Origin of the sequence: Pseudarthrobacter quantipunctorum (genome assembly GCF_045291495.1) — a bacterium.
GTDB lineage: Bacteria > Actinomycetota > Actinomycetes > Actinomycetales > Micrococcaceae > Arthrobacter > Arthrobacter quantipunctorum.
Window position 1 is genome coordinate 3,762,142 of the sequence record NZ_CP148033.1, and the last position, 18,186, is coordinate 3,780,327.

Sequence of the window (18,186 nt, forward strand, 5' to 3'; positions counted from 1 at the left end):
CACAGCGGGTGGTGCTAGTTGTTTACGACCAGGTCGTTGAGGAGGGTCAGCGCTTCGGACCAGGCCTTGTCTGCGTCAGCCGTGCCGGCGTCAAGCATCTTCAGCGCCGGGCCGAAGACGTTTTCCTGGATCACCGAATCGTCCGGTCCCTTGAACTGGGCCACCACGCCCTTGGCCCGGTTGGCGAGGATGACGCCGCTGGGGGCGTCGTTGAAGACCACATTGGGGGCGGCATCTGCCACCAGCTTCTCCTGCGCTTTCAGCGTGCTGGGGAAGTTGTTGGCTGCAGCTGACTGCTTGACCTGCTGTTCCGGTGCCGTGAGCCAGGCTGCGAGCTTTGCGGCCTCAGCCTGGTGCTGTGAGGTCTTGGGCACGGAGAGGAAAGCTCCGCCCCAGTTGGAGGCTCCGCCGGGGAAGACGTCGGCAAAGTCCCAGCCGCTTTCCGTGCCGCCGCCCGCTGATTCCAGCTGGCCCTTGATGGTGCCGAGCATCCAGCCCGGGCAGACGAAGGTGGCGAACGAGCCGTCAACAAAGGCCTTGCCGTTGCCCCAGTCCCACTGGGTCTGGTTCGCTGAGAGACCGGCAGCCGTGCCGGCCGCAAGCATCTCGAACCTGGCCTTCATTTCGGAGTTTCCGTCGACGTTCAGCTCGCCGCCCTTGGTGTAGTAGCCCTCCTCCATCTGGTTCACCATGGAGTTCCAGACGAATCCGGACTGGTCGTACCAGGCTTTGCCGGTGGCTGCCTTGTACTGTTCACCGAGCTTGAAATAGGTTTCCCAGGTTGCATCCTCGCCGCCGAAGAGCTTTGCGACTGATTCCCGGTCGCTGGGCATTCCGGCGGCCTCGAAAAGCTTGCCGTTGTAGCACAGGCCCTGGGGGCCGATGTCCGTTCCGTAGCCAATAACGCGGCCGTCAGGGTCGGTGCCCTGCTGGAACTTCCAGTCCACCCAGTTGTCCTTGATATCCGCTGCACCGTGCTCGTTCAGGTCCACGAACTGGTCCGAAACCTCCATGATGGAGCCCAGCCAGCCTTCCTCGATGGCCACGACGTCGCTCAGGCCGGAACCGGCGGCGAGCTTGGTGAAGGCGTCGGTGCGGGCATTGGACCCACGGTCGATGTTGGTGGCTTTGATCTTCACGCCCGGGTTGGCTTCCTCATACTCACCGTAGAGGTCGTTGTAGCCAAACGTGCCGAAGGTGGTGACCGTGAGCTCCACGGGGTTGTCTGCGCTTGCTGCCTGTCCTGTACTGCTGCTGCAGCCCGTGGCCAGCATGGCCATGGCCGCCACGCCCGCGATTACGGACGCGGTGTATCGAGGTAAAAATTTCAACGTCACTCCTTTGTGGGGGGGAACTACCGGCGCTGAGAGAGCGCTCTCTGGGAAGTTCCTCAACTGTAAGCGTGGCGCGGATCACTGTCAAGAGAGCGCTCTCTCAAGCGTGCAGTTAGCCCGCGATGACCACCGGGCGGTGATTGTCAGTGCCCGCCGCTAGGGTGGAACCCATGGCAACAAAGACTTCCCGGGCCTCCAAGGCGCCCGCCTACAAATGTGCTGAATGCGGCTGGACCACGGTCAAGTGGGTGGGCCGGTGCGGCGAGTGCCAGGCGTGGGGCACGGTTGAGGAGACCGGCGCTGCCGTTGCGCGTACGACGGCGGCCACAACAGTCCTGGAGCCCGCCCGCCGTATTGCCGAGGTGGACGCCACCACGGCAGCCTTCCTGCCCACCGGCGTCGATGAGCTGGACCGGGTGCTGGGCGGCGGTCTGGTACCGGGCGCCGTCATCCTGCTGGCGGGCGAGCCCGGCGTGGGCAAGTCAACCCTGCTGCTGGACGTCGCGGCGAAGTTCGCCCGGACCGCCCAGGACGTGCTCTACGTGACGGGTGAGGAATCCGCGGCCCAGGTGAAGCTCCGTGCCGAGCGGATCGACGCCGTGGCGGAATCGCTGTACCTCTCCGCCGAAACGGACTTGGGCCAGGCCCTGGGGCAGGTGGAGAAGATTGAGCCGCGGCTGCTGATCGTGGACTCGGTGCAGACCCTCAGCAGCGCCGACGTTGACGGCAGCGCCGGGGGCGTCTCGCAGGTCCGCGAAGTGGCAGCATCCATCATCGCGGCCGCAAAGCGGCGGAACATGACCACCCTGCTGGTGGGCCACGTGACCAAGGACGGCTCCATCGCCGGTCCGCGGCTGCTGGAACACCTGGTGGACGTAGTGTGCCAGTTCGAGGGCGAGCGGCATTCGCGGCTCCGGCTGCTCCGTGCGGTCAAGAACCGCTACGGGCCCACGGACGATGTCGGCTGCTTCGACCTGAACGAGGACGGGATCCAGGGCCTCGCGGACCCCAGCGGGCTCTTTGTCAGCCGCACCAAGGAACCCGTGTCCGGCACCTGCATCACGGTGACCATGGAAGGCCGGCGTCCGCTGCTGGCCGAGGTCCAATCCCTGCTGGCGGAGAGCCCCAACTCGCAGCCGCGGCGGGCCACCAGCGGACTGGATTCTTCGCGCGTCTCCATGCTGCTGGCTGTCCTGCAGCAGCGCGCGGGAACGCTGCTGCACAAGGATGATTCCTACGTGGCCACGGTGGGCGGCGTGAAGCTCAGCGAACCGGCCACGGACCTGGCGGTTGCCCTTGCCGTGGCATCGGCGAAGGCGCGCAAGCCGCTCCCCATCCGGCTGATCGCTTTCGGCGAGGTGGGCCTGGCTGGCGAGGTGAGGCCGGTGCCGGGCATCAACCAGCGCATCCAGGAGGCCCACCGGCTCGGGTTCACGCACGCTGTGGTACCTGCCAGCCATGCCGGGCCGGGGCCCATACCGGCCGGGTTTTCCGTGCGGGAAGTGGAGCACCTCACCGAGGCTTTGAGCCTGCTGATTGGCTAGCGGCTTTCTGGTGAGCCAGCAACGGCTGGTTGGCTCATGCCTGTTATCGGCGGATGACACTGACAGCGACTGATGCCGTCTGGTGGGCGCTGCGCGCCCCTGGCGCGCACACCCGTGCTGCGTTTGTCAGCCGTTGTGGCGCGGCAAGGAATCGGGATCGTCGCGGCGGGAGCCCAGAAGCCAACCGGACACATCACTGCGCAGCACCAGGAGCGGCCCGCCGGTTGCGTTCACGTTGCCTGTGGGCACGTAGTAGCCGCGGCCGGAACCCGGCCCGCCGGCCGCCCGGTCCAGGGCGTCAACCAGGTGCCGTGGCAAGTGGCCCTGCGGACCAAGGCTGTGCAGCTCATCGAGTTCTTCCGGCGTCAGATGTCCCAACACCTCGGCAATACTGGCCATGACGGGTCCCTTCGAGCAGAGTGCCTGAAGGAATAACCTAAAGCAGCACCATGAACTGCGGGTTAACGTTGGACGGCAGCTTCCGTTCGTGCGTGAAAATTCCAGCTACAGGAGGACAAGTGCCCGTTCGCAGTGCAGGGATCCTGCTCTACAGGCTGGCCGCGCCCATCGGCGTCGAGGGGGCATCCCGGGACCGCATGCCGGAGAGCCTGGACGGGCTCGAGGTGTGGATAGCCCATATGGGAGGGCCGTTCTGGGCCCGCAAGGACGCCCACGCCTGGTCCATTCCCAAGGGCGAATACACGGAGGGCGAGGATCCGCTGGCCGCGGCGATGCGCGAGTTCGCCGAGGAGATGGGCACCCCGGCACCAACCGCGGACTACGTCCAACTTGGCGAATTCCGCCAGCCCTCCGGCAAGCTCATCACCGTTTTCACCGCAGAGCGGGACTTCCAACCGGAAACCATTGCCAGCAACACGTTTCCGCTGGAGTGGCCCAGGGGATCAGGCCGGATCCAGCACTACCCGGAAATTGACGACGCCCGCTGGTTCCCCGAACCGGAAGCCCGGCTCAAGCTGGTGAAGGGCCAACTGCCGGTCCTGGACGCCCTCGTCCGCCAGGTCCGCGACCCCTAGTAGGGTGGCACCCGCTACTGGTCCTTGCACCCGCGAGCGCCCGGGTGTGTTGTCCACATGCGGGTGCAAATGTACTCGCTGTGAGATTCAAAGCGCATCACCTCTGTTCCTGGCCGGCATGCGGGTGGCGCCCGCACGCGGGAACGGTGCCGGGACGCTGTAGCGTTCCAGCGTCGGGGCACCGTTCCGGCGTCCGGGGTGAAAAGCAGGCCGGGCGCAGGGGCTAAGAGCCGGTGATTACCAGGGCAACGCTGTGCCCGCCGAAGCCGAAGGCGTTGACCAGCCCGGCCGGGCTGTAACCCGGCTGGAGGCGGTGGGCGTCCTCGGTAACAACGTTGAGGTCCACCTCGGGGTCCACTTCCTGGACGTTGAGGGTGCCGGGAAGCACGCCGGTCCGCAGGGCTTCGACAACCACGACGGCGGCCAACGCGCCGGCGCCGCCCAGGAGGTGGCCGGTGTGTCCCTTTGTGGACGTGACCGGAACCTCAGGGCCGAAAATTGCGTTGATGGCCTGGCCTTCAAGCTTGTCCCCCACCGGGGTGGACGTGGCGTGGGCGTGGACAAAGCCGATGTCCCCGGCAGCCAGGCCGGCGGATTCGAGGGCCTTCTGCATGACCCGCCGCTGCATGGCGGGATCGGCTGCCACGATGTCGTTGGCGTCCGAGGTCACCGCCCCGCCGGCAACAGCCCCCAGCACCCCGGCGCCGCGGGCGCGGGCGTGCTCTTCGCTCTCCAGCACCACCACGGCGGCGCCCTCGGCGAGGACAAAGCCGTCGCGGCCGCCGTCGAACGGGCGGGATGCGCGCTGCGGGTCATCGTTGCGGGTGGACAGTGCGCGGATCTGGGAGAAGCCCGTGATCACCAGGTCGTTGACGGAGGCGTCGACACCGCCGGCAATAACGACGTCGGCGGCACCGGAGCGGATCATCTCGGCTGCCTGGACAATCGCCTCAGCCCCGGAGGCACACGCGCTGACCGGCGTCCGGGCACCACCGCGGGCACCGAGGTCGATCGACACCCAGGCCGCGGGTCCGTTGACCATCAGGCGGGTCAGCGTGTGCGGCGAGACCTTGCGCGGGCCCGAGGCTGCCAGCGTCCGGTCCTGCTCCAGCGTGGAACCCAGCCCGCCGTACGCGGAGCCGATCACCACGGCAAAACGCTCCGGATCCACCTCCGGGGCGCCGGCCTGGGCCCAGGCCTCACGTGCTGCGATCAGCGCGAGCTGCCCGCAACGGTCCATACGCTTCATCTCGCGGGTGCTCAGGTGCTCCGAGAGGTCTGCGGTAACCTGGCCGGCAATCTTTACCGGCAGCTGGCCGGTCCAGTCGTCCTCAAGCGCCGCGATGCCGGATTTACCCGCCACCAGGCCGGCCCAGGTCTCGGACACCGTGGAACCTACCGGATTGATGGTTCCGGCGCCGGTGATGATGGCGCGGGGCTGAACTGCGCTGTTGGGGCCTGCGTTCACGGTTCCTACTTTGCGGGGTTGTGGGTGCCGATGGGCACGAGGGTGAGGTCCGGGTGGTTCTTCTCAATGCGGCGCAGGGCCCAGACGTCGTTGAACAGGGCGAGGTACTCGCCGTCGGACCGCAAAAGCACCTCGGCGCCGATGACGTTGGCGAGCGCCGGCATGGCCTCCGCCGTCGAGATCCTTGCGAGGGAGTAGGGCAGGCGTTCCAGCCGCATGGGGGCGCTGAAGTCGTGAGCCATGCGGTCCTCCACCACCTCGAACTGCATGGGTCCGACGGCGGCAAGCACCGGCGCCTGGTCTCCGCGGACGTCGGAGCGGAGCACCTGGATGACGCCCTCGTGTTCGAGCTGCTCGATGCCGCGGCGGAACTGCTTGAACTTGCTGGGGTCCTTGGAGCGGGCCACCTGGAAGTGCTCGGGGGCGAACAGCGGGATGGCGGGGTATTCCACCGGCCCCTCGAGGAAGAGGCTGTCCCCCACGCGCAGGGAGGACGCGTTGACCAGGCCAACGACGTCGCCGGGGTAGGCCTCGTCAATTACTTCGCGTTCCCGGCCGAACACCTGCTGGGCATACTTGGTGGCAAAGGACTTGCCCGTGCGGGTCTGCGTGACCACCATGCCGCGCTCAAAGACGCCGGAGCAGACGCGGATGAAGGCCACGTGGTCGCGGTGGGCCTTGTTCATGCCGGCCTGCACCTTGAAGACGAAGCCGGAGAACGGGGATTCCACCGGGCGGGGATTGCCGTCAACGTCGGGGCGCGGGGCTGCCGGCGGGGCGAAGTCCACCAGCGCGTCCAGGAGTTCCTTGACGCCGAAGTTGAGCGCGGCGGAGCTGAACAGGATGGGGGTGGCCTTGCCTGCGTGGAAGGCCTCGACGTCGAACTCCAGGTTCGATTCGATCACCAGTCCTGCCTCGTCCACGGCGTCCGTCCAGTTGCTGCCCTGGCTCTCGGCGGCTTCCTCGGGGGTGAAGTATTCGGTGAGGGCGATCTGCGCGCCGGCGTTGTTGCGCTGGAACCGGGCGAAACGGTCGTTGCGGAGGTCCCAGACGCCGCGGAAGTCGCCGGAGATGCCCACGGCCCAGGTCAGGGGCATGGGCTGCAGGCCGGTGCGTTCGGTGATTTCGTCCATCAGGGCCAGTGCGTCCAGGCCGGGCCGGTCCCACTTGTTGATGACGGTGATGATGGGCAGGTTGCGCTGCTTGCAGACCTCGAACAGCTTCATGGTCTGCGTTTCCAGGCCCTTGGCGGCGTCCACGAGCATCACGGCGCAGTCGACGGCGGCCAGCACCCGGTAGGTGTCCTCGGAGAAGTCGGCGTGGCCGGGCGTGTCCAGCAGGTTGATGACGGTGTCGCGGTAAGAGAACTGGAGCGCCGCGGAGCTGATGGAGATGCCGCGGTCCTTTTCCATCTGCATCCAGTCGGACACGGTTTCCTTGCGATTCGCCTTGCCGCTGGAGGCGCCGGCCGTGCCGATCACCTTTGCGTGCAAAGCGAGCGCTTCGGTCAAGGTGGACTTGCCTGCGTCAGGGTGGGAGATGACAGCAAAGGTCCTGCGGCGGCCGGCCTCTTTGTGGATACCGGAGATCCGGGCGGGGGTCAGGACATCTTGGGACACGGTGCTACTTTCGCTGCGGTTGGGACTGCCCGGGCGCTGCCTGATGAGGCACTGCGGCGTTGGGACCGGGGAAACGGGCTGGCAAACAGCCAAGTTCCAGTTTATCGCAGGGCAGCAAACCGGCTGCGGGCGCCGCTTAACACCCGCGAAACCGGACGTTCAAGGCCGTGAAACGCCATCCCGCTAGCGTGGCCGCATGATGACCAAAGACAACGCGACGCGGGACGGTTCCCCCTGCCGCGCGGGAAGGACCTGAACGGTGCAGGGCGTCTTCTTTTCCGGCAACCTTTTCTTCGATCCCCTGGCGACGGGACTGGCCGCAGCCGGAGCCCCTGATCCGGCCCGCCCGGCAGCCGAGCATCGCCGACGGGGAAGCCAGACACCGGCCGAGCAAAAAGCGCTCAGGGCGGCGTCGCTCACGAAAGTCAGCAAAGACCTGGAGCGTATGCTGCGGGAACGGATGCGCTGACGCGGTTCCCTCAGCCGGCGCGCAGCCCCGGCGCAGCCGTAGGGCTGGCCGGAGCGGGCTGGCCGGACTGGGCTGGTCGGACTGAGCTGGCTGCGCGGCATGATGGGTGGATGCAGAGCATTGAGCTGACCTTCGGGGAATCCCTTGATTCCGCCATCCGGGCTGACTGGGCAAGGCTGGCGGAAGCCGGAATCCCAAGCCTGGCAGGACATACCTCGCCCAGCAACAGTCCCCACATCACCCTTGCAGCCGGTGCGGACATGAATTTGCCGGACTCCCTGGAAGACCCCTGGCAGCGGCTGCCGCTGGACATCAGCTTTTCGGGCGTCCATATTTTCCCCGCGCGGACGGGAATGTATGTCCTCGCCCGCTCCGTGGTGGTGACCCGCCAGCTCCTTGAATTGCACCGCGTCCTGCATGAAGGCATTTCAGGGGCCCTGCCGCTGACCCGGCCGGATGCCTGGACACCCCATGTGACCCTTGCCCGCCGCGTCCCCGCGCACCAGCTCGGGAGTGCGATGGACCTGCTTGACCTGCGCCTGGCTGGCCGCTGCACGGAAGCCCGCCTCTGGGACAGCAACACCAGGACGCTGACTCCACTTTGGAACCCGGCCTAGCGCAGCCGGATCAATCCGCCTGCCCAACCCCTCCCGCAGTGGCACCAAAAATGCCCGCCCTGCCATCCGTCGTCGGACGCGTTCCGGACCCCTGTTCCCGCACTCCCTAATGAGGCACTTTAGGGCTTGCCCGTGCGGAAGACGCGGTTCCTTGCCCCTATCATTGAGCTTGCGGGAAACAGAGCATTTTCTGGTCCTGCCGGCAACCTGCTGAAGCCGGCAATCCTGCGGGCCGCGGTCCGCACCTTTGAAGGGAACACTATGGCGCGGAGCCCCGAAGAATCGCTCAGGGCAACACTGGGCAGGGTGGCTCCCGGAACTCCCCTTCGTGACGGCCTTGAGCGGATCCTGAGGGGCCGCACCGGCGCACTGATCGTCCTTGGCTCGGACCGGACCATTGACTCCATCTGCTCCGGCGGCTTCGACATCGGCATCGACTTCTCCCCCACCCGGCTCCGCGAACTCGCCAAAATGGACGGCGCCATTATTTGCGACAAGGACGCCGGCAACATCCTCCGCGCGGCCGTCCAGCTTGTCCCCGACTCGAGCATCGAAACCCAGGAGTCCGGCACCCGGCACCGCACAGCCGAGCGCGTTGCCATCCAGACCGGCGTGCCGGTCATTTCAGTCAGCCAGTCCATGCAGATCATCGCCCTGTACGTCAACGGCCTGCGGCACGTCCTGGAGGGCTCGGAGAAAGTCCTTGCCCGCGCCAACCAGGCCCTCGCAACGCTGGAGCGCTACCGCTCACGCCTGGACCAGGTCACCAGCTCACTCTCGGCCCTGGAAATCGAAGCCATGGTGACCGTACGGGATGTCGCCGTGACGCTGCAGCGGCAGGAAATGGTCCGCCGGATTTCCGAGGAAATTGCCCAGTACGTCCTGGAACTCGGCGAAGACGGCCGCCTCCTCTCCCTGCAGCTCGATGAGCTCACTGTTGGCCGGGGCCCCGGCAGCGACGTCATCATCCGCGACTACGGGGCTCCGGACGCCACCCCGGAGGACATCGAGAACGCCGTCAGCGCGCTGGTCAGCCTTGGCCCCACGGAGCTGATCGACCTAGGGAAGATTTCCGGAATTGTCGGGTTCGCGGGCGGCGAGGCCAACCTCGACGCCGTCGTGCAGCCGCGCGGCTACCGCCTGCTGTCCGGGTTGAAGGCAGTTCCAAAGGCTGTCGCTGACCGCCTGGTGGACCACTTCGGCGGGCTGCAGTTCCTGATGGCCGCCACGATCGATGACCTAATGACCGTTGACGGCATTGGCGACCAGCGTGCCCGCACCGTCCGGGAGGGCCTGAGCCGGATGGCGGAAGCAAGCCTCCTGGACCGCTTCCTATAGCCCATCGTTTGCTCCGTAATCGTCGTTATGGAGGCTGAGAACGGCATTTATGGAGCAGTCGATGCTAATTCAGCTGGAAGACAGCCTTGGGGCTTGCTTTGGACCCGAGCTTCGCCGTGAAAATGTAGTACGCCCCGCCGCCGCCCGGCTTGGCCTCAATGGGCTGGCAGCCCTCCACGCTCCGGTTGCGGGACCAGGGGAAGTTGGCCGTCTCGCTGGCTCCCGGCGCGATGACCTTCACCAGGTCCTCGCTCTTTGCCTGGCAGTCCCGGGAGGAGAAGATCCGGTCCGGTCCGCTGGTCACCAGGAACTCCATCTGCGAGGTACCGATGTTGACTTCGCAGGGCATGGTGCCGCCATTGGTCACCTTGAGCGTCAGCATGGGGTTTTCACCAGGCCCGTACGCCGCCTTGTCAGTGGACGCCGAAACAGTCACCATGTTCTGGTTGCAGCCGGGCGTGGCTGACGGCGTGGGCGTCGCCGCGGGTTCGGACGCCGACGGCGAAGGTGAGGCCCCGGCGGCAGGTCCGGCAGACGCCGTCGCTCCCGTCTCGGTGGACGAGGCCTGCTCGGATTTATTGCTCAAGGCACCGGCCACGGCGAAGCTGCTGACCAGCGCGATGATCAAAAGGAGCGCGCCGGCCAGGAACAGCCGACGGCGGCGGTACACAGCCGCGCTCGGCTTGCGGACGGCAGTGGAACCGGATCCCGGTGCCCTGCCATGTGGTGATGATTCGCCTTGCCTGCCCATCCTCCTAGGCTAGAGAACAGCCCCGTTTCTGTTCACCCACCACGCCGCCGTGCCGCCGACGCTCTGGTCACATCCCGTTTCAGCCCGCCCAAACACATCGATTACAGTGTTGGCATCGACACTGAATCCTCCTCCACTGCTGTTTCCGCGCGCCCTTCCGGTCCTGAGGGTCCTGTAAGTACCGACGGGACCGTGGCCGGCCTTGACCTGCTGCACGAACGTATCAACGGCTGGTTCAGCGAAACTGCCCGCGACCTGCCCTGGCGTGAACCCTCGTGTTCGCCCTGGGGCATCCTTGTCAGCGAGATCATGCTCCAGCAGACGCCCGTTGTCCGGGTGCTGCCGGTGTGGCACGAATGGCTGAAGCGCTGGCCCACCCCGGCGGCCCTGGCTGGAGAACCCGCAGGGGAAGCGGTGCGCTCGTGGGGGCGGCTGGGGTATCCGCGCCGTGCGCTGAGGCTGCACGCCGCAGCCGCGGCGATTACCAGTGACCATAACGGCAGGGTCCCGGACACGTACCCGGAACTGCTGGCGCTTCCCGGGGTGGGCAGCTACACAGCCGCCGCCGTGGCTGCCTTCGCGTACGGCCGGCGGGAGACTGTGGTGGACACCAACATCAGGCGGGTCCATGCGCGCCTGGTTTCCGGTTCCGCGCTTCCGGCCCCGGCGCTGACCGCAGCGGAGATGCGCCTGGCCGCGTCACTCCTTCCGGCCGACGACGGTTCCTCCGTGCGCTGGAACGCTGCGGTCATGGAACTGGGGGCGCTCGTGTGCACCGCGCGGGCACCAAAGTGCGCAGCCTGCCCGGTCAGCGACCTCTGTGCATGGCGCGCGGCAGGCGAGCCGCCGCCGTCGTATGTTCCCAAGGGGCAGGCCTGGCACGGCACGGACAGGCAGGTCCGCGGTGCCGTGGTTGCCGTACTGCGGCTGGCCGAAACCCCGGTGCCGCCGGACATGTTCTTCCGTGAGCCGGCCGACCTGGGCTTTGCCCCGGCGGGAATCGGTGTGCCGCTGGCCGCCCTGCACCGGCTCAATTCCGCGCCTGAACAGCTGGAACGGGCACTGGCCGGCCTGCTTGCCGACGGCCTGGCGGAGATGCACGGCGGCGGCTACCGGCTTCCCGCCTAAGCACAAGACAGGGACAGGGGGCACGGAAAGTATGCGCTGGGTGGCATACTTTCAGGGGACGGGAACAAGGGGGAACCATGAAGATGATCCTGTACATCGTGTGGGTGCTGTTCGTCATCGCCGCGGCGTTCGCGGTGGTCCGTGCTGTGCGCACCACGAAACGCGAAGAGCAGCAGGCCGCGTCATGGCCCAAAGTGCAGGCCACCGTCACGGGCAGCGTGGTGGGGTGGACCAACGGCGGCGGCGGGTCCAGCCGCAGCCGGCGCTACTTTCCGATGTACCAGTTCACGGATCCGCAGGGGACGTTGTTTGCCGGCGAATCTGAGGTCCCCTTCGCAAGCCAGCCGGTGCCGGGTGCGCCCCTTGAGGTGGCCTACAACCCCGCCAATCCCAACGAGTCGCGGCAGGTTTCCTCCAAGCCCCGGTCCACGCTGGGGTGCGTTGTCCCCTTCTTCGCCGTTTTCGCCCTTGCCTCACTGTGGTTCATCAGTATCTTCCCTGTGGACTGACGCGGCCCCTGATTGCGCCGGTCACCGTTTGGCAGTCACTGCTGCGCCGGCCATAACGATGCGGGCGTCAGTTGGGTTGGGCCCGGGACGCCCCGGCCACGGCGCCCTACGCTGAAGTATGCGCAGGCAGGGGCTGCTTTTGGCTTTGATCACGACGGCGGGACTCGCCACGGCCTGCGGCCCGGGTCCCGGCGCGGTTCCCTGCCCGGCGATCGCCCAGGCCACCGCAGTCTCGGTAATGATCCAGGCCAGTTACGCGGAGCAGGTCGCTGGCCTGCACCTGAAGGCCTGCCAGGACGGCACGTGCACAGAGGACGATGTGGAGCTCCGCCCGGGCAGCTCATCCATCGACCAGGGTTGCACTGACGGCGTCTGTTCGGCCACAGCCTCTCCGAACGGCAGCAAAGACGGGGTGCTGATGCTGCAGGCCCTCACCGAATCCCCCATGGCAGTAACAGCATCGGGAACCGCACCGGACGGGACGGCACTGCCCGTGCGCAGCGTCGAATTCCGTCCGCGCGGGGACTATCCGTTTGGCGAGCAGTGCGGCCGCTTCATCACCGCAACCGTAATACTCGACGCCGAAGGCCTGCGCCAGCAGGACTGACCCTTGGAGGTCAGGCTGGTTCAGGCGACGCGTGTTGCAGTGCCGGGTTGGGTCAGAACAGCGCCGGCTGCCCGAAAGCGTCGTCCCCGGCGGTTGCGGATCCGGCACCCTGCGCCGGAGTGCTGTGCCGCCATTCGAACCCAAGATCAGCCAGCAGTTCCTCGACGGACGTCTGCCCTTCCAGTACTTCAATTTCTGCGGGGCTGTCTTCGAGTTGGGGCCGTTCCATGGCATCGAGCTTATTCGCAGGAAGGGCCGCTCCCCCGGGAACACACCGCCGGTTACCCAAACGAGGCCTACGGCTCGCCAAATCCTGCCTGCACCAGTCCGCCCACGTAGTTCACGGCCCGTTCCGCGTCGGGGCCCCAGGCTTCCACATGCAGCACGGACCCCTTGCCGGCGGCGAGCGTCATCAGGCCCGTCATGGACGCCCCGTCCACACCGTTGACCGTCACCTCCGCATCCAGCGCGGACAGTCCGCCCGCAATCTTTGCGGCGGGGCGGGCGTGCATCCCGGCCTGGTTTACCAGTTCAAAGTCGCCGGTGAAGTCCGGACCCTTTCCGGTGGCGGAGCCTTCACCAACCATTTTCAGCGGGGCGTCCTCCGGATGGCGGGCGGGACCGCCCACGGATTCCGCCGCCCGCTTGACCGCGTGCATGTCCGCACCGCCCTGCGCCGCGACGGCGGCTGCCACCAGCCCTTCCACCAGCGGGGCATCCGCCAGCACCATGGTTTCCGGGTTCTCGGCGAACTCGAGCGCGGATTCGGCCGTCATCACGGCCGAGCCCAAGTCAGTGAGGATCACGGTGCCGCCGCTGTCCGCCTTGTCCAGCGCGGCCAGGACTTTCTCCAGGCTGGTGCCGATCCTTCCGTCCGTGGTGCCCCCGGCAGTGAGGACCAGGACGTCGGGCGCCATTTGCGCGGCAAGCTCCGCGGCGCCGTCGGCAATCTTCTCGCTGTGGGAAACCACCACGATGCTAACGGTCACGCTGCGGCCCCCACGGCTGCGCGGAGAATCAAGGCGGACGAGGCCGCACCGGGGTCCCGGTGCCCCGCGCTGCGCTCCCCCAGGTAGCTTGCGCGGCCCTTCCGCGCCACCATGGGATCAGTGGCAACGGCGCCCGCTTCGGCAGCCTCGGCCGCCGCCACCAGGACGGTGAGGACATCCCCGTTGCCGTCCGTTGCGGCCTTCCGGGCAGCGTCCACGGCCGGCGTCCACGCATCCACCATCGTCTTGTCTCCGGACTCTGCCTTCCCGCGTGCCACGATGCCGTCCCGGGCTGCCGCAAGGGCGCCTGCCCAGGCTGCGGGATCGATCTCCGACGCGTCCCCCAGGGATGTTGCGGCCCGGAGGAAAGCTGTGCCATAGAGCGGCCCGGCGGCCCCGCCGACCTTAGACATCAGGGTCATGGCTGTCAGCTTCAGGGCGGCCCCGGGGGTCTGCGGCGGGGCCTCAGCCAGCTTGTCCAGGACAGCCTGGAAGCCCCGGTCCATGTTTTCCCCGTGGTCCGAATCCCCGATTGCCCTGTCGAGTTCGATCAGCTCCACCCGGTGCTCGGCCATGGCCTGGGCGGAGAGGGTCAGCCACTTAACGGCCCAGGTAACATCAAGCCCCACCGCTACACGCCCCAGCGAAGGGCTGCCGTGTGCACCGGCGCGTCCCACAGTTCCGTGAACTCATCATCCAGCCTCAGGACCGAAATGGAGCACCCCTGCATTTCCAGTGCGGTGATGTAGTTGCCCACCAGTGAACGTTCCACCGTTGCGCCGCGCTCCGCCAGGACCTGCGCCGCCCGCCGGAAGACGATGTACAGCTCGCTCAAGGGCGTGCCGCCCATGCCGTTGACGAACAGGAGCACCCTGTCCCCGGATGTGATTCCCAGGTCGGCCAGGACAGGTTCCAGCAGGCGGTCCGTGATGCCGTCAGCGTTCTCCATGGGGATCCGGTGCCGGCCCGGCTCGCCGTGAATGCCGATGCCGATCTCGATCTCGTCTTCGGCAAGGTCGAAGCTTGGCGTGCCTGCGTGCGGGACGGTGCATGCGGACAGCGCCACACCCATGGTGCGGACATTTGCGTTGACGCGTTCACCCACCGCCGCCACCGCCTCGAGGCCATCGCCCCTCTCCGCGGCCGCGCCGGCAATTTTCTCCACCAGCACAGTTCCGCCCACGCCGCGGCGGCCGGCCGTGTACAGCGAGTCCTCAACGGCGACGTCATCGTTGACCAGGACCGTGCGGACGCTGACGCCCTCAGCCTCCGCGAGTTCGGCTGCCGTTTCGAAGTTCAGGACGTCGCCGGTGTAGTTCTTCACGATGTGGACGACGCCGGCTCCTGAGTTGGCCGCGAGGGTCGCCGGAAGGATCTGGTCCGGCGTCGGTGAGGTGAACACCGCCCCCGGCACGGCGGCGTCGAGCATTCCCACCCCCACATAGCCTGCGTGCAGCGGTTCATGCCCGCTGCCTCCTCCGGAGACCAGCCCCACCTTGCCGCTCACCGGCGCGTCCTTGCGGGTAATGAACGTGGGGTCCGTGCTGACGGTTACCAAATCGGGGTAGGCCAGGCCAAAGCCCTGTACAGATTCTTCGACGACGGCCCGTGGGTTATTGATGAGTTTTTTCATGGCGGTGCTCCTGGCTCTGCTTCCTGGAGAATGTCACCTTGACCCTACTACCGGCAGGCCCGGCAGCGGTAGGTTCGCGGCAGCCGCCCGGACGTCCGGCCCGGAACGCAGAAAAGGGACAGCCCCCAATGACTGTCCCTTCCCCCTGGGCCCCCCAACCCGGCCTCAATAAGTTTATCCATCAATTCGAATAAAACAAGTATGCGCAGGTCAGGGGCGTAAAGAAGCGTTTGGGGAGGATGCCGCTAGAGCACCCGGATCATCCGGGTGTTGCCAAGGGTGTTGGGCTTGACCCGGGCGAGGTCCAGGAACTCAGCCACGCCCTCGTCATGGGAGCGCAGGAGCTCGGAGTACACCACGGGATCCACTGCGGACTGGTCAGCCATCACCTCGAAGCCGTGGCGCTTGAAAAACTCCACCTCGAAAGTCAGGCAGAAGACGCGCGCCACCCCCACGGCACGCGCTTCCTCGAGCAGGCTTTCCACCAGCACGTGCCCCACCCCTTTGCCGCGCCAGTCCTCGGACGTGGCCAGGGTGCGGACTTCAGCGAGGTCCTCCCACATCACATGCAGCGCTCCGCAGCCGATCACCTCGCCGTCGCTGGACTCTGCGATGCGGAACTCCTGCAGGCTCTCGTAGTAGGCCACAGTTTCCTTGGCCATCAGAATCCGCTGGTCTGCCAGCGGCGCCACCAGTTTCTTGATGGCGGAGACATCGCTGGTGCGGGCAGGGCGGATATGGAAGGACTCAGTCACAGAGCCATCCTACGAGGCGTGACGGCTGCGCTCGGGGAACAGTGCCGGCCCTGGTACGGCGCCAACCAATCTAAAGCCCGAGTTCAGCCGGCAGGGGCAGCTCCTGGTCCAGGACATTCTTTGCCAGGAACGATTCCACCACCTGGTACCAGACTTTGGCATGCTGCGGCTGGAGCACCCAGTGGTTCTCGTCGGGGAAGTACAGGAACCGGTGCGGGGTCTGCCCGTCCTGGTCCGCGGCCAGTTTTGACTTGGACAACAGTTCATACCAGAGGCGCAGCCCCTCGCCGATTGGTACCCGGTAGTCCTTATCCCCGTGGATCACCAGCATGGGTGTGCTGATGTTCTCCACATGGAGGTGCGGCGAGTTCTCCAGCGCCATCTCTTCGGTCATTTCCTTCAGCCAGTACTGCGAGGCATCGGTGGTGGGACCGAACTGGTCCAGGGCCCACAGGCTGGCGTGGGTCACGATGGCTTTGAACCGGTCCGTCTGTCCCGCCACCCAGTTGGCCATGTAGCCGCCAAAGGAGCCGCCCATGGCCGCAGTGCGGCCAGCGTCGATGTCAGGGCGTTCGACGGCGGCGTCCGTCACCGCCATGAGGTCGGTGAAGGGAGCCCTGCCCCACGTTCCCCAGCCGCGCTGGATATGGGCCTGGCCGTAGCCGGTGGACAGGGCCGGGTCGGGCAGCAGCACCGCGTAGCCCTTGGCCGTCAACAGCCAGGGGTTCCAGCGCCAGGTCCAGGCGTTCCACGACCCGAGCGGCCCGCCATGGATCCACAGCAGCATCGGCGCCGGGGACTCCGCCGCCGCTCCCTCCGGCAGCGCCAGGTAGGCCGGGACGCGGGACCCGTCAGCCGCCGTCGCCGCAATGCGTTCCAGCCTGCCGGGGCGGACCGGCCGCTCAGCGGGGGCGGGCAGGCGCGTGGTCTCGCCGGTCTGGAGGTCGATGCGGACAGGTTCGGGCGGGAACTCATACGAGCTCCGGAGCGCGTAGGCGCTGCGCCCGTCCGGAGAAACCACGACGTCGGTATAGGCCGCGGCGTCCTCCGTAACCCGGGTGACGCCAACGTGAGCCGGCGCGGCGGGGACGCTGATCCGGAAAACCGGCGACGCGCCGTCGTCGTCCGCGGTGGCCAGGAGGGCGGAACCGTCAGGAAGCCAGGCCGCAGGTTTCGGCCACTGGTCCCAGTCGTGGGCGAGCGGCGTAAGGCCGCAGGGAGCGCCGTCCGCCCCGGATACATCCAGCAGGTGGAGCTTGACCAGCGGAGCCTGGTGCGGCGTGGTGTCGCTTTCGCTGACCACTGCCAGGGTGCTGCCGTCCGGGCTGACGGGCCCCGGGAAGTAGCTCATGCCTTCCTCGTCCAGAAGCACCTTGGTGCTCCCGGAAGCCACATCCACGGCAACCAGGATGCTGCGGCTGTCAGCCTTGGCCAGCGGTCTGGTGTAGCTCGCGTAGATGGTCTTGCCGTCGGGGCTCACCGCCGTCTCGGCTTCCCGGAGCCTGGGCCCGGCATCGGGCGTGAGGTTCCGGAGCGCCAGGGGCGCCGAGGCATCCACGGTGCTCGGCTTGCCAGGCGCCTTGTCGGTTCCCTGCTCGACGGCGAAAATGCGGGGCTGGCCCGGACCCAGATCAGCGTCCCAGTAGCGGACCGGGTACTCGCTGTGCAGGATGGCGGAAACTTTGTTGTCCTTGCGGGACTTGCGCCGTTCGGCGTCGTCGTCCTCATCCGCCGACCCCGTCAGGACCTCCGCGACAACGAACGTGGCGTCCGCCGCCTTGGCGGTCATCACAGCGCCCACGCCACCCGGCCGGTTCAGCACCACCCGGGCCTCGCCGCCGTCCGCAGGAAGCAGCCACAGCGCGTTCACGGGGTCGCCTTCCGGACTGTCCGGGTCCGGCCGCGCCGACGTGAAGTAGACATCGCCGCTGGCCGCGAAGGCCGCTCCGGCCTCGCCTTTAGCACTGCGGGTGATCCGTCGCGCCTGCTTCTGGCCCGAGGGATCAAGCTCCCACAGGGCGGTGGCAAATTCGGTGCCCTTGCCGTTCAGTGTGGCCACGGTAGTGACCAAACGCCGGCCGTCCGGGCTCAAAGCCAGTCCACTCACCCGCGGGATGGACAGGTAGTGGTCCAGATCATGAAAAGGGGTCAAAGGTTGCTCATCCGGGATCACCGGTTCCAAGTTAGCCATGCCCCCGATTCAACCCGAGTTGTGCCGCCCGTCACAACCACTTCACTACCGGCGGAACGACGACGGGACATCCGTCGCTTCGTGGGCAGAGGGGTGCGGGGCCGGGTTGGCGCCGTCGGCCGAGCCATTTGCCGGCGCGTGCTCGTTCCTCCCCGCGGTGACCCCTAACCTCGCAAGCTCGGCCAGGGAACCCTGCCAGC

The 18,186-nt window shown here is 67.0% G+C and carries 19 protein-coding genes; 8 read left to right on the plus strand and 11 right to left on the minus strand.

Annotation, left to right across the window (positions count from 1 at the left end; genetic code table 11):
• Window positions 1–14: 14 nt before the first annotated feature.
• Entirely contained in the window at window positions 15–1,280 is a 1,266-nt protein-coding gene (locus WHH00_RS17165) for an ABC transporter substrate-binding protein (protein ID WP_406638659.1), read from the minus strand.
• A gap of 224 nt (window positions 1,281–1,504) precedes the next feature.
• Between WHH00_RS17165 and radA the strand changes: the two genes are divergently transcribed.
• A complete protein-coding gene (gene radA / locus WHH00_RS17170; RefSeq protein WP_104185665.1) occupies window positions 1,505–2,878 on the plus strand; it encodes a DNA repair protein RadA in 1,374 nt (457 codons plus the stop codon).
• A gap of 126 nt (window positions 2,879–3,004) precedes the next feature.
• Here radA and WHH00_RS17175 read toward each other — a convergent pair whose 3' ends face one another.
• The gene (locus WHH00_RS17175) at window positions 3,005–3,277 is read right to left on the minus strand and encodes a hypothetical protein (protein WP_350001243.1); all 273 of its coding nucleotides are present in this window, start codon (window positions 3,275–3,277) and stop codon (window positions 3,005–3,007) included.
• 119 nt (window positions 3,278–3,396) lie between these two features.
• Here WHH00_RS17175 and WHH00_RS17180 point away from each other — a divergent pair, with 119 nt between their 5' ends.
• Window positions 3,397–3,912, plus strand: a complete 516-nt coding sequence (locus tag WHH00_RS17180) for an NUDIX domain-containing protein (RefSeq protein WP_406634666.1) — start codon at window positions 3,397–3,399, stop codon at window positions 3,910–3,912.
• Window positions 3,913–4,135: 223 nt separating this feature from the next.
• Here WHH00_RS17180 and WHH00_RS17185 read toward each other — a convergent pair whose 3' ends face one another.
• Window positions 4,136–5,380 carry a beta-ketoacyl-[acyl-carrier-protein] synthase family protein gene (locus WHH00_RS17185; RefSeq protein WP_406634668.1) on the minus strand — a complete coding sequence of 415 codons (1,245 nt, stop codon included), beginning with the start codon at window positions 5,378–5,380 and terminating at the stop codon, window positions 4,136–4,138.
• Window positions 5,381–5,385: 5 nt separating this feature from the next.
• Window positions 5,386–6,999 carry a peptide chain release factor 3 gene (locus tag WHH00_RS17190; protein ID WP_231455777.1) on the minus strand — a complete coding sequence of 538 codons (1,614 nt, stop codon included), beginning with the start codon at window positions 6,997–6,999 and terminating at the stop codon, window positions 5,386–5,388.
• Between the two features lie 259 nt (window positions 7,000–7,258).
• Here WHH00_RS17190 and WHH00_RS17195 point away from each other — a divergent pair, with 259 nt between their 5' ends.
• From WHH00_RS17195 to disA, 3 genes are all read left to right on the plus strand, one after another.
• On the plus strand, window positions 7,259–7,468 hold the full coding sequence (locus WHH00_RS17195; RefSeq protein ID WP_406634670.1) for a hypothetical protein: 210 nt from the start codon (window positions 7,259–7,261) through the stop codon (window positions 7,466–7,468).
• Between the two features lie 110 nt (window positions 7,469–7,578).
• Window positions 7,579–8,085, plus strand: coding sequence for a 2'-5' RNA ligase family protein (locus WHH00_RS17200; protein WP_406634672.1), 507 nt, complete (start codon window positions 7,579–7,581; stop codon window positions 8,083–8,085).
• A 261-nt stretch (window positions 8,086–8,346) separates the two neighbouring features.
• The gene (gene disA, locus WHH00_RS17205) at window positions 8,347–9,423 is read left to right on the plus strand and encodes a DNA integrity scanning diadenylate cyclase DisA (RefSeq protein ID WP_066280172.1); all 1,077 of its coding nucleotides are present in this window, start codon (window positions 8,347–8,349) and stop codon (window positions 9,421–9,423) included.
• A gap of 64 nt (window positions 9,424–9,487) precedes the next feature.
• Here disA and WHH00_RS17210 read toward each other — a convergent pair whose 3' ends face one another.
• Window positions 9,488–10,174, minus strand: coding sequence for a hypothetical protein (locus WHH00_RS17210; protein WP_406634675.1), 687 nt, complete (start codon window positions 10,172–10,174; stop codon window positions 9,488–9,490).
• A gap of 192 nt (window positions 10,175–10,366) precedes the next feature.
• On the opposite strand from WHH00_RS17210, the gene WHH00_RS17215 reads away from it, so the two are divergent.
• From WHH00_RS17215 to WHH00_RS17225, 3 genes are all read left to right on the plus strand, one after another.
• Entirely contained in the window at window positions 10,367–11,302 is a 936-nt protein-coding gene (locus tag WHH00_RS17215) for an A/G-specific adenine glycosylase (RefSeq protein ID WP_406634677.1), read from the plus strand.
• Window positions 11,303–11,379: 77 nt separating this feature from the next.
• Window positions 11,380–11,811, plus strand: coding sequence for a DUF3592 domain-containing protein (locus WHH00_RS17220; RefSeq protein ID WP_406634679.1), 432 nt, complete (start codon window positions 11,380–11,382; stop codon window positions 11,809–11,811).
• Window positions 11,812–11,929: 118 nt separating this feature from the next.
• Window positions 11,930–12,418: a hypothetical protein gene (locus WHH00_RS17225; protein ID WP_406634681.1), complete on the plus strand. Its 489-nt coding sequence runs from the start codon at window positions 11,930–11,932 to the stop codon at window positions 12,416–12,418.
• A 52-nt stretch (window positions 12,419–12,470) separates the two neighbouring features.
• Here WHH00_RS17225 and WHH00_RS17230 read toward each other — a convergent pair whose 3' ends face one another.
• The 6 genes from WHH00_RS17230 to WHH00_RS17255 form a co-directional block, all read right to left on the minus strand.
• The gene (locus WHH00_RS17230) at window positions 12,471–12,647 is read right to left on the minus strand and encodes a hypothetical protein (RefSeq protein ID WP_406634683.1); all 177 of its coding nucleotides are present in this window, start codon (window positions 12,645–12,647) and stop codon (window positions 12,471–12,473) included.
• Window positions 12,648–12,714: 67 nt separating this feature from the next.
• A complete protein-coding gene (dhaM, locus tag WHH00_RS17235; protein ID WP_406634685.1) occupies window positions 12,715–13,407 on the minus strand; it encodes a dihydroxyacetone kinase phosphoryl donor subunit DhaM in 693 nt (230 codons plus the stop codon).
• The gene (gene dhaL, locus WHH00_RS17240; RefSeq protein ID WP_406634687.1) at window positions 13,404–14,036 is read right to left on the minus strand and encodes a dihydroxyacetone kinase subunit DhaL; all 633 of its coding nucleotides are present in this window, start codon (window positions 14,034–14,036) and stop codon (window positions 13,404–13,406) included. Before dhaL ends, dhaM begins: the two co-directional genes overlap by 4 nt.
• A gap of 2 nt (window positions 14,037–14,038) precedes the next feature.
• Window positions 14,039–15,040: a dihydroxyacetone kinase subunit DhaK gene (gene dhaK / locus WHH00_RS17245; protein ID WP_406634689.1), complete on the minus strand. Its 1,002-nt coding sequence runs from the start codon at window positions 15,038–15,040 to the stop codon at window positions 14,039–14,041.
• A gap of 245 nt (window positions 15,041–15,285) precedes the next feature.
• Window positions 15,286–15,795, minus strand: coding sequence for an amino-acid N-acetyltransferase (locus WHH00_RS17250; RefSeq protein WP_231455765.1), 510 nt, complete (start codon window positions 15,793–15,795; stop codon window positions 15,286–15,288).
• A gap of 70 nt (window positions 15,796–15,865) precedes the next feature.
• The gene (locus WHH00_RS17255) at window positions 15,866–17,986 is read right to left on the minus strand and encodes an alpha/beta fold hydrolase (protein ID WP_406634691.1); all 2,121 of its coding nucleotides are present in this window, start codon (window positions 17,984–17,986) and stop codon (window positions 15,866–15,868) included.
• Window positions 17,987–18,186: the final 200 nt, after the last annotated feature.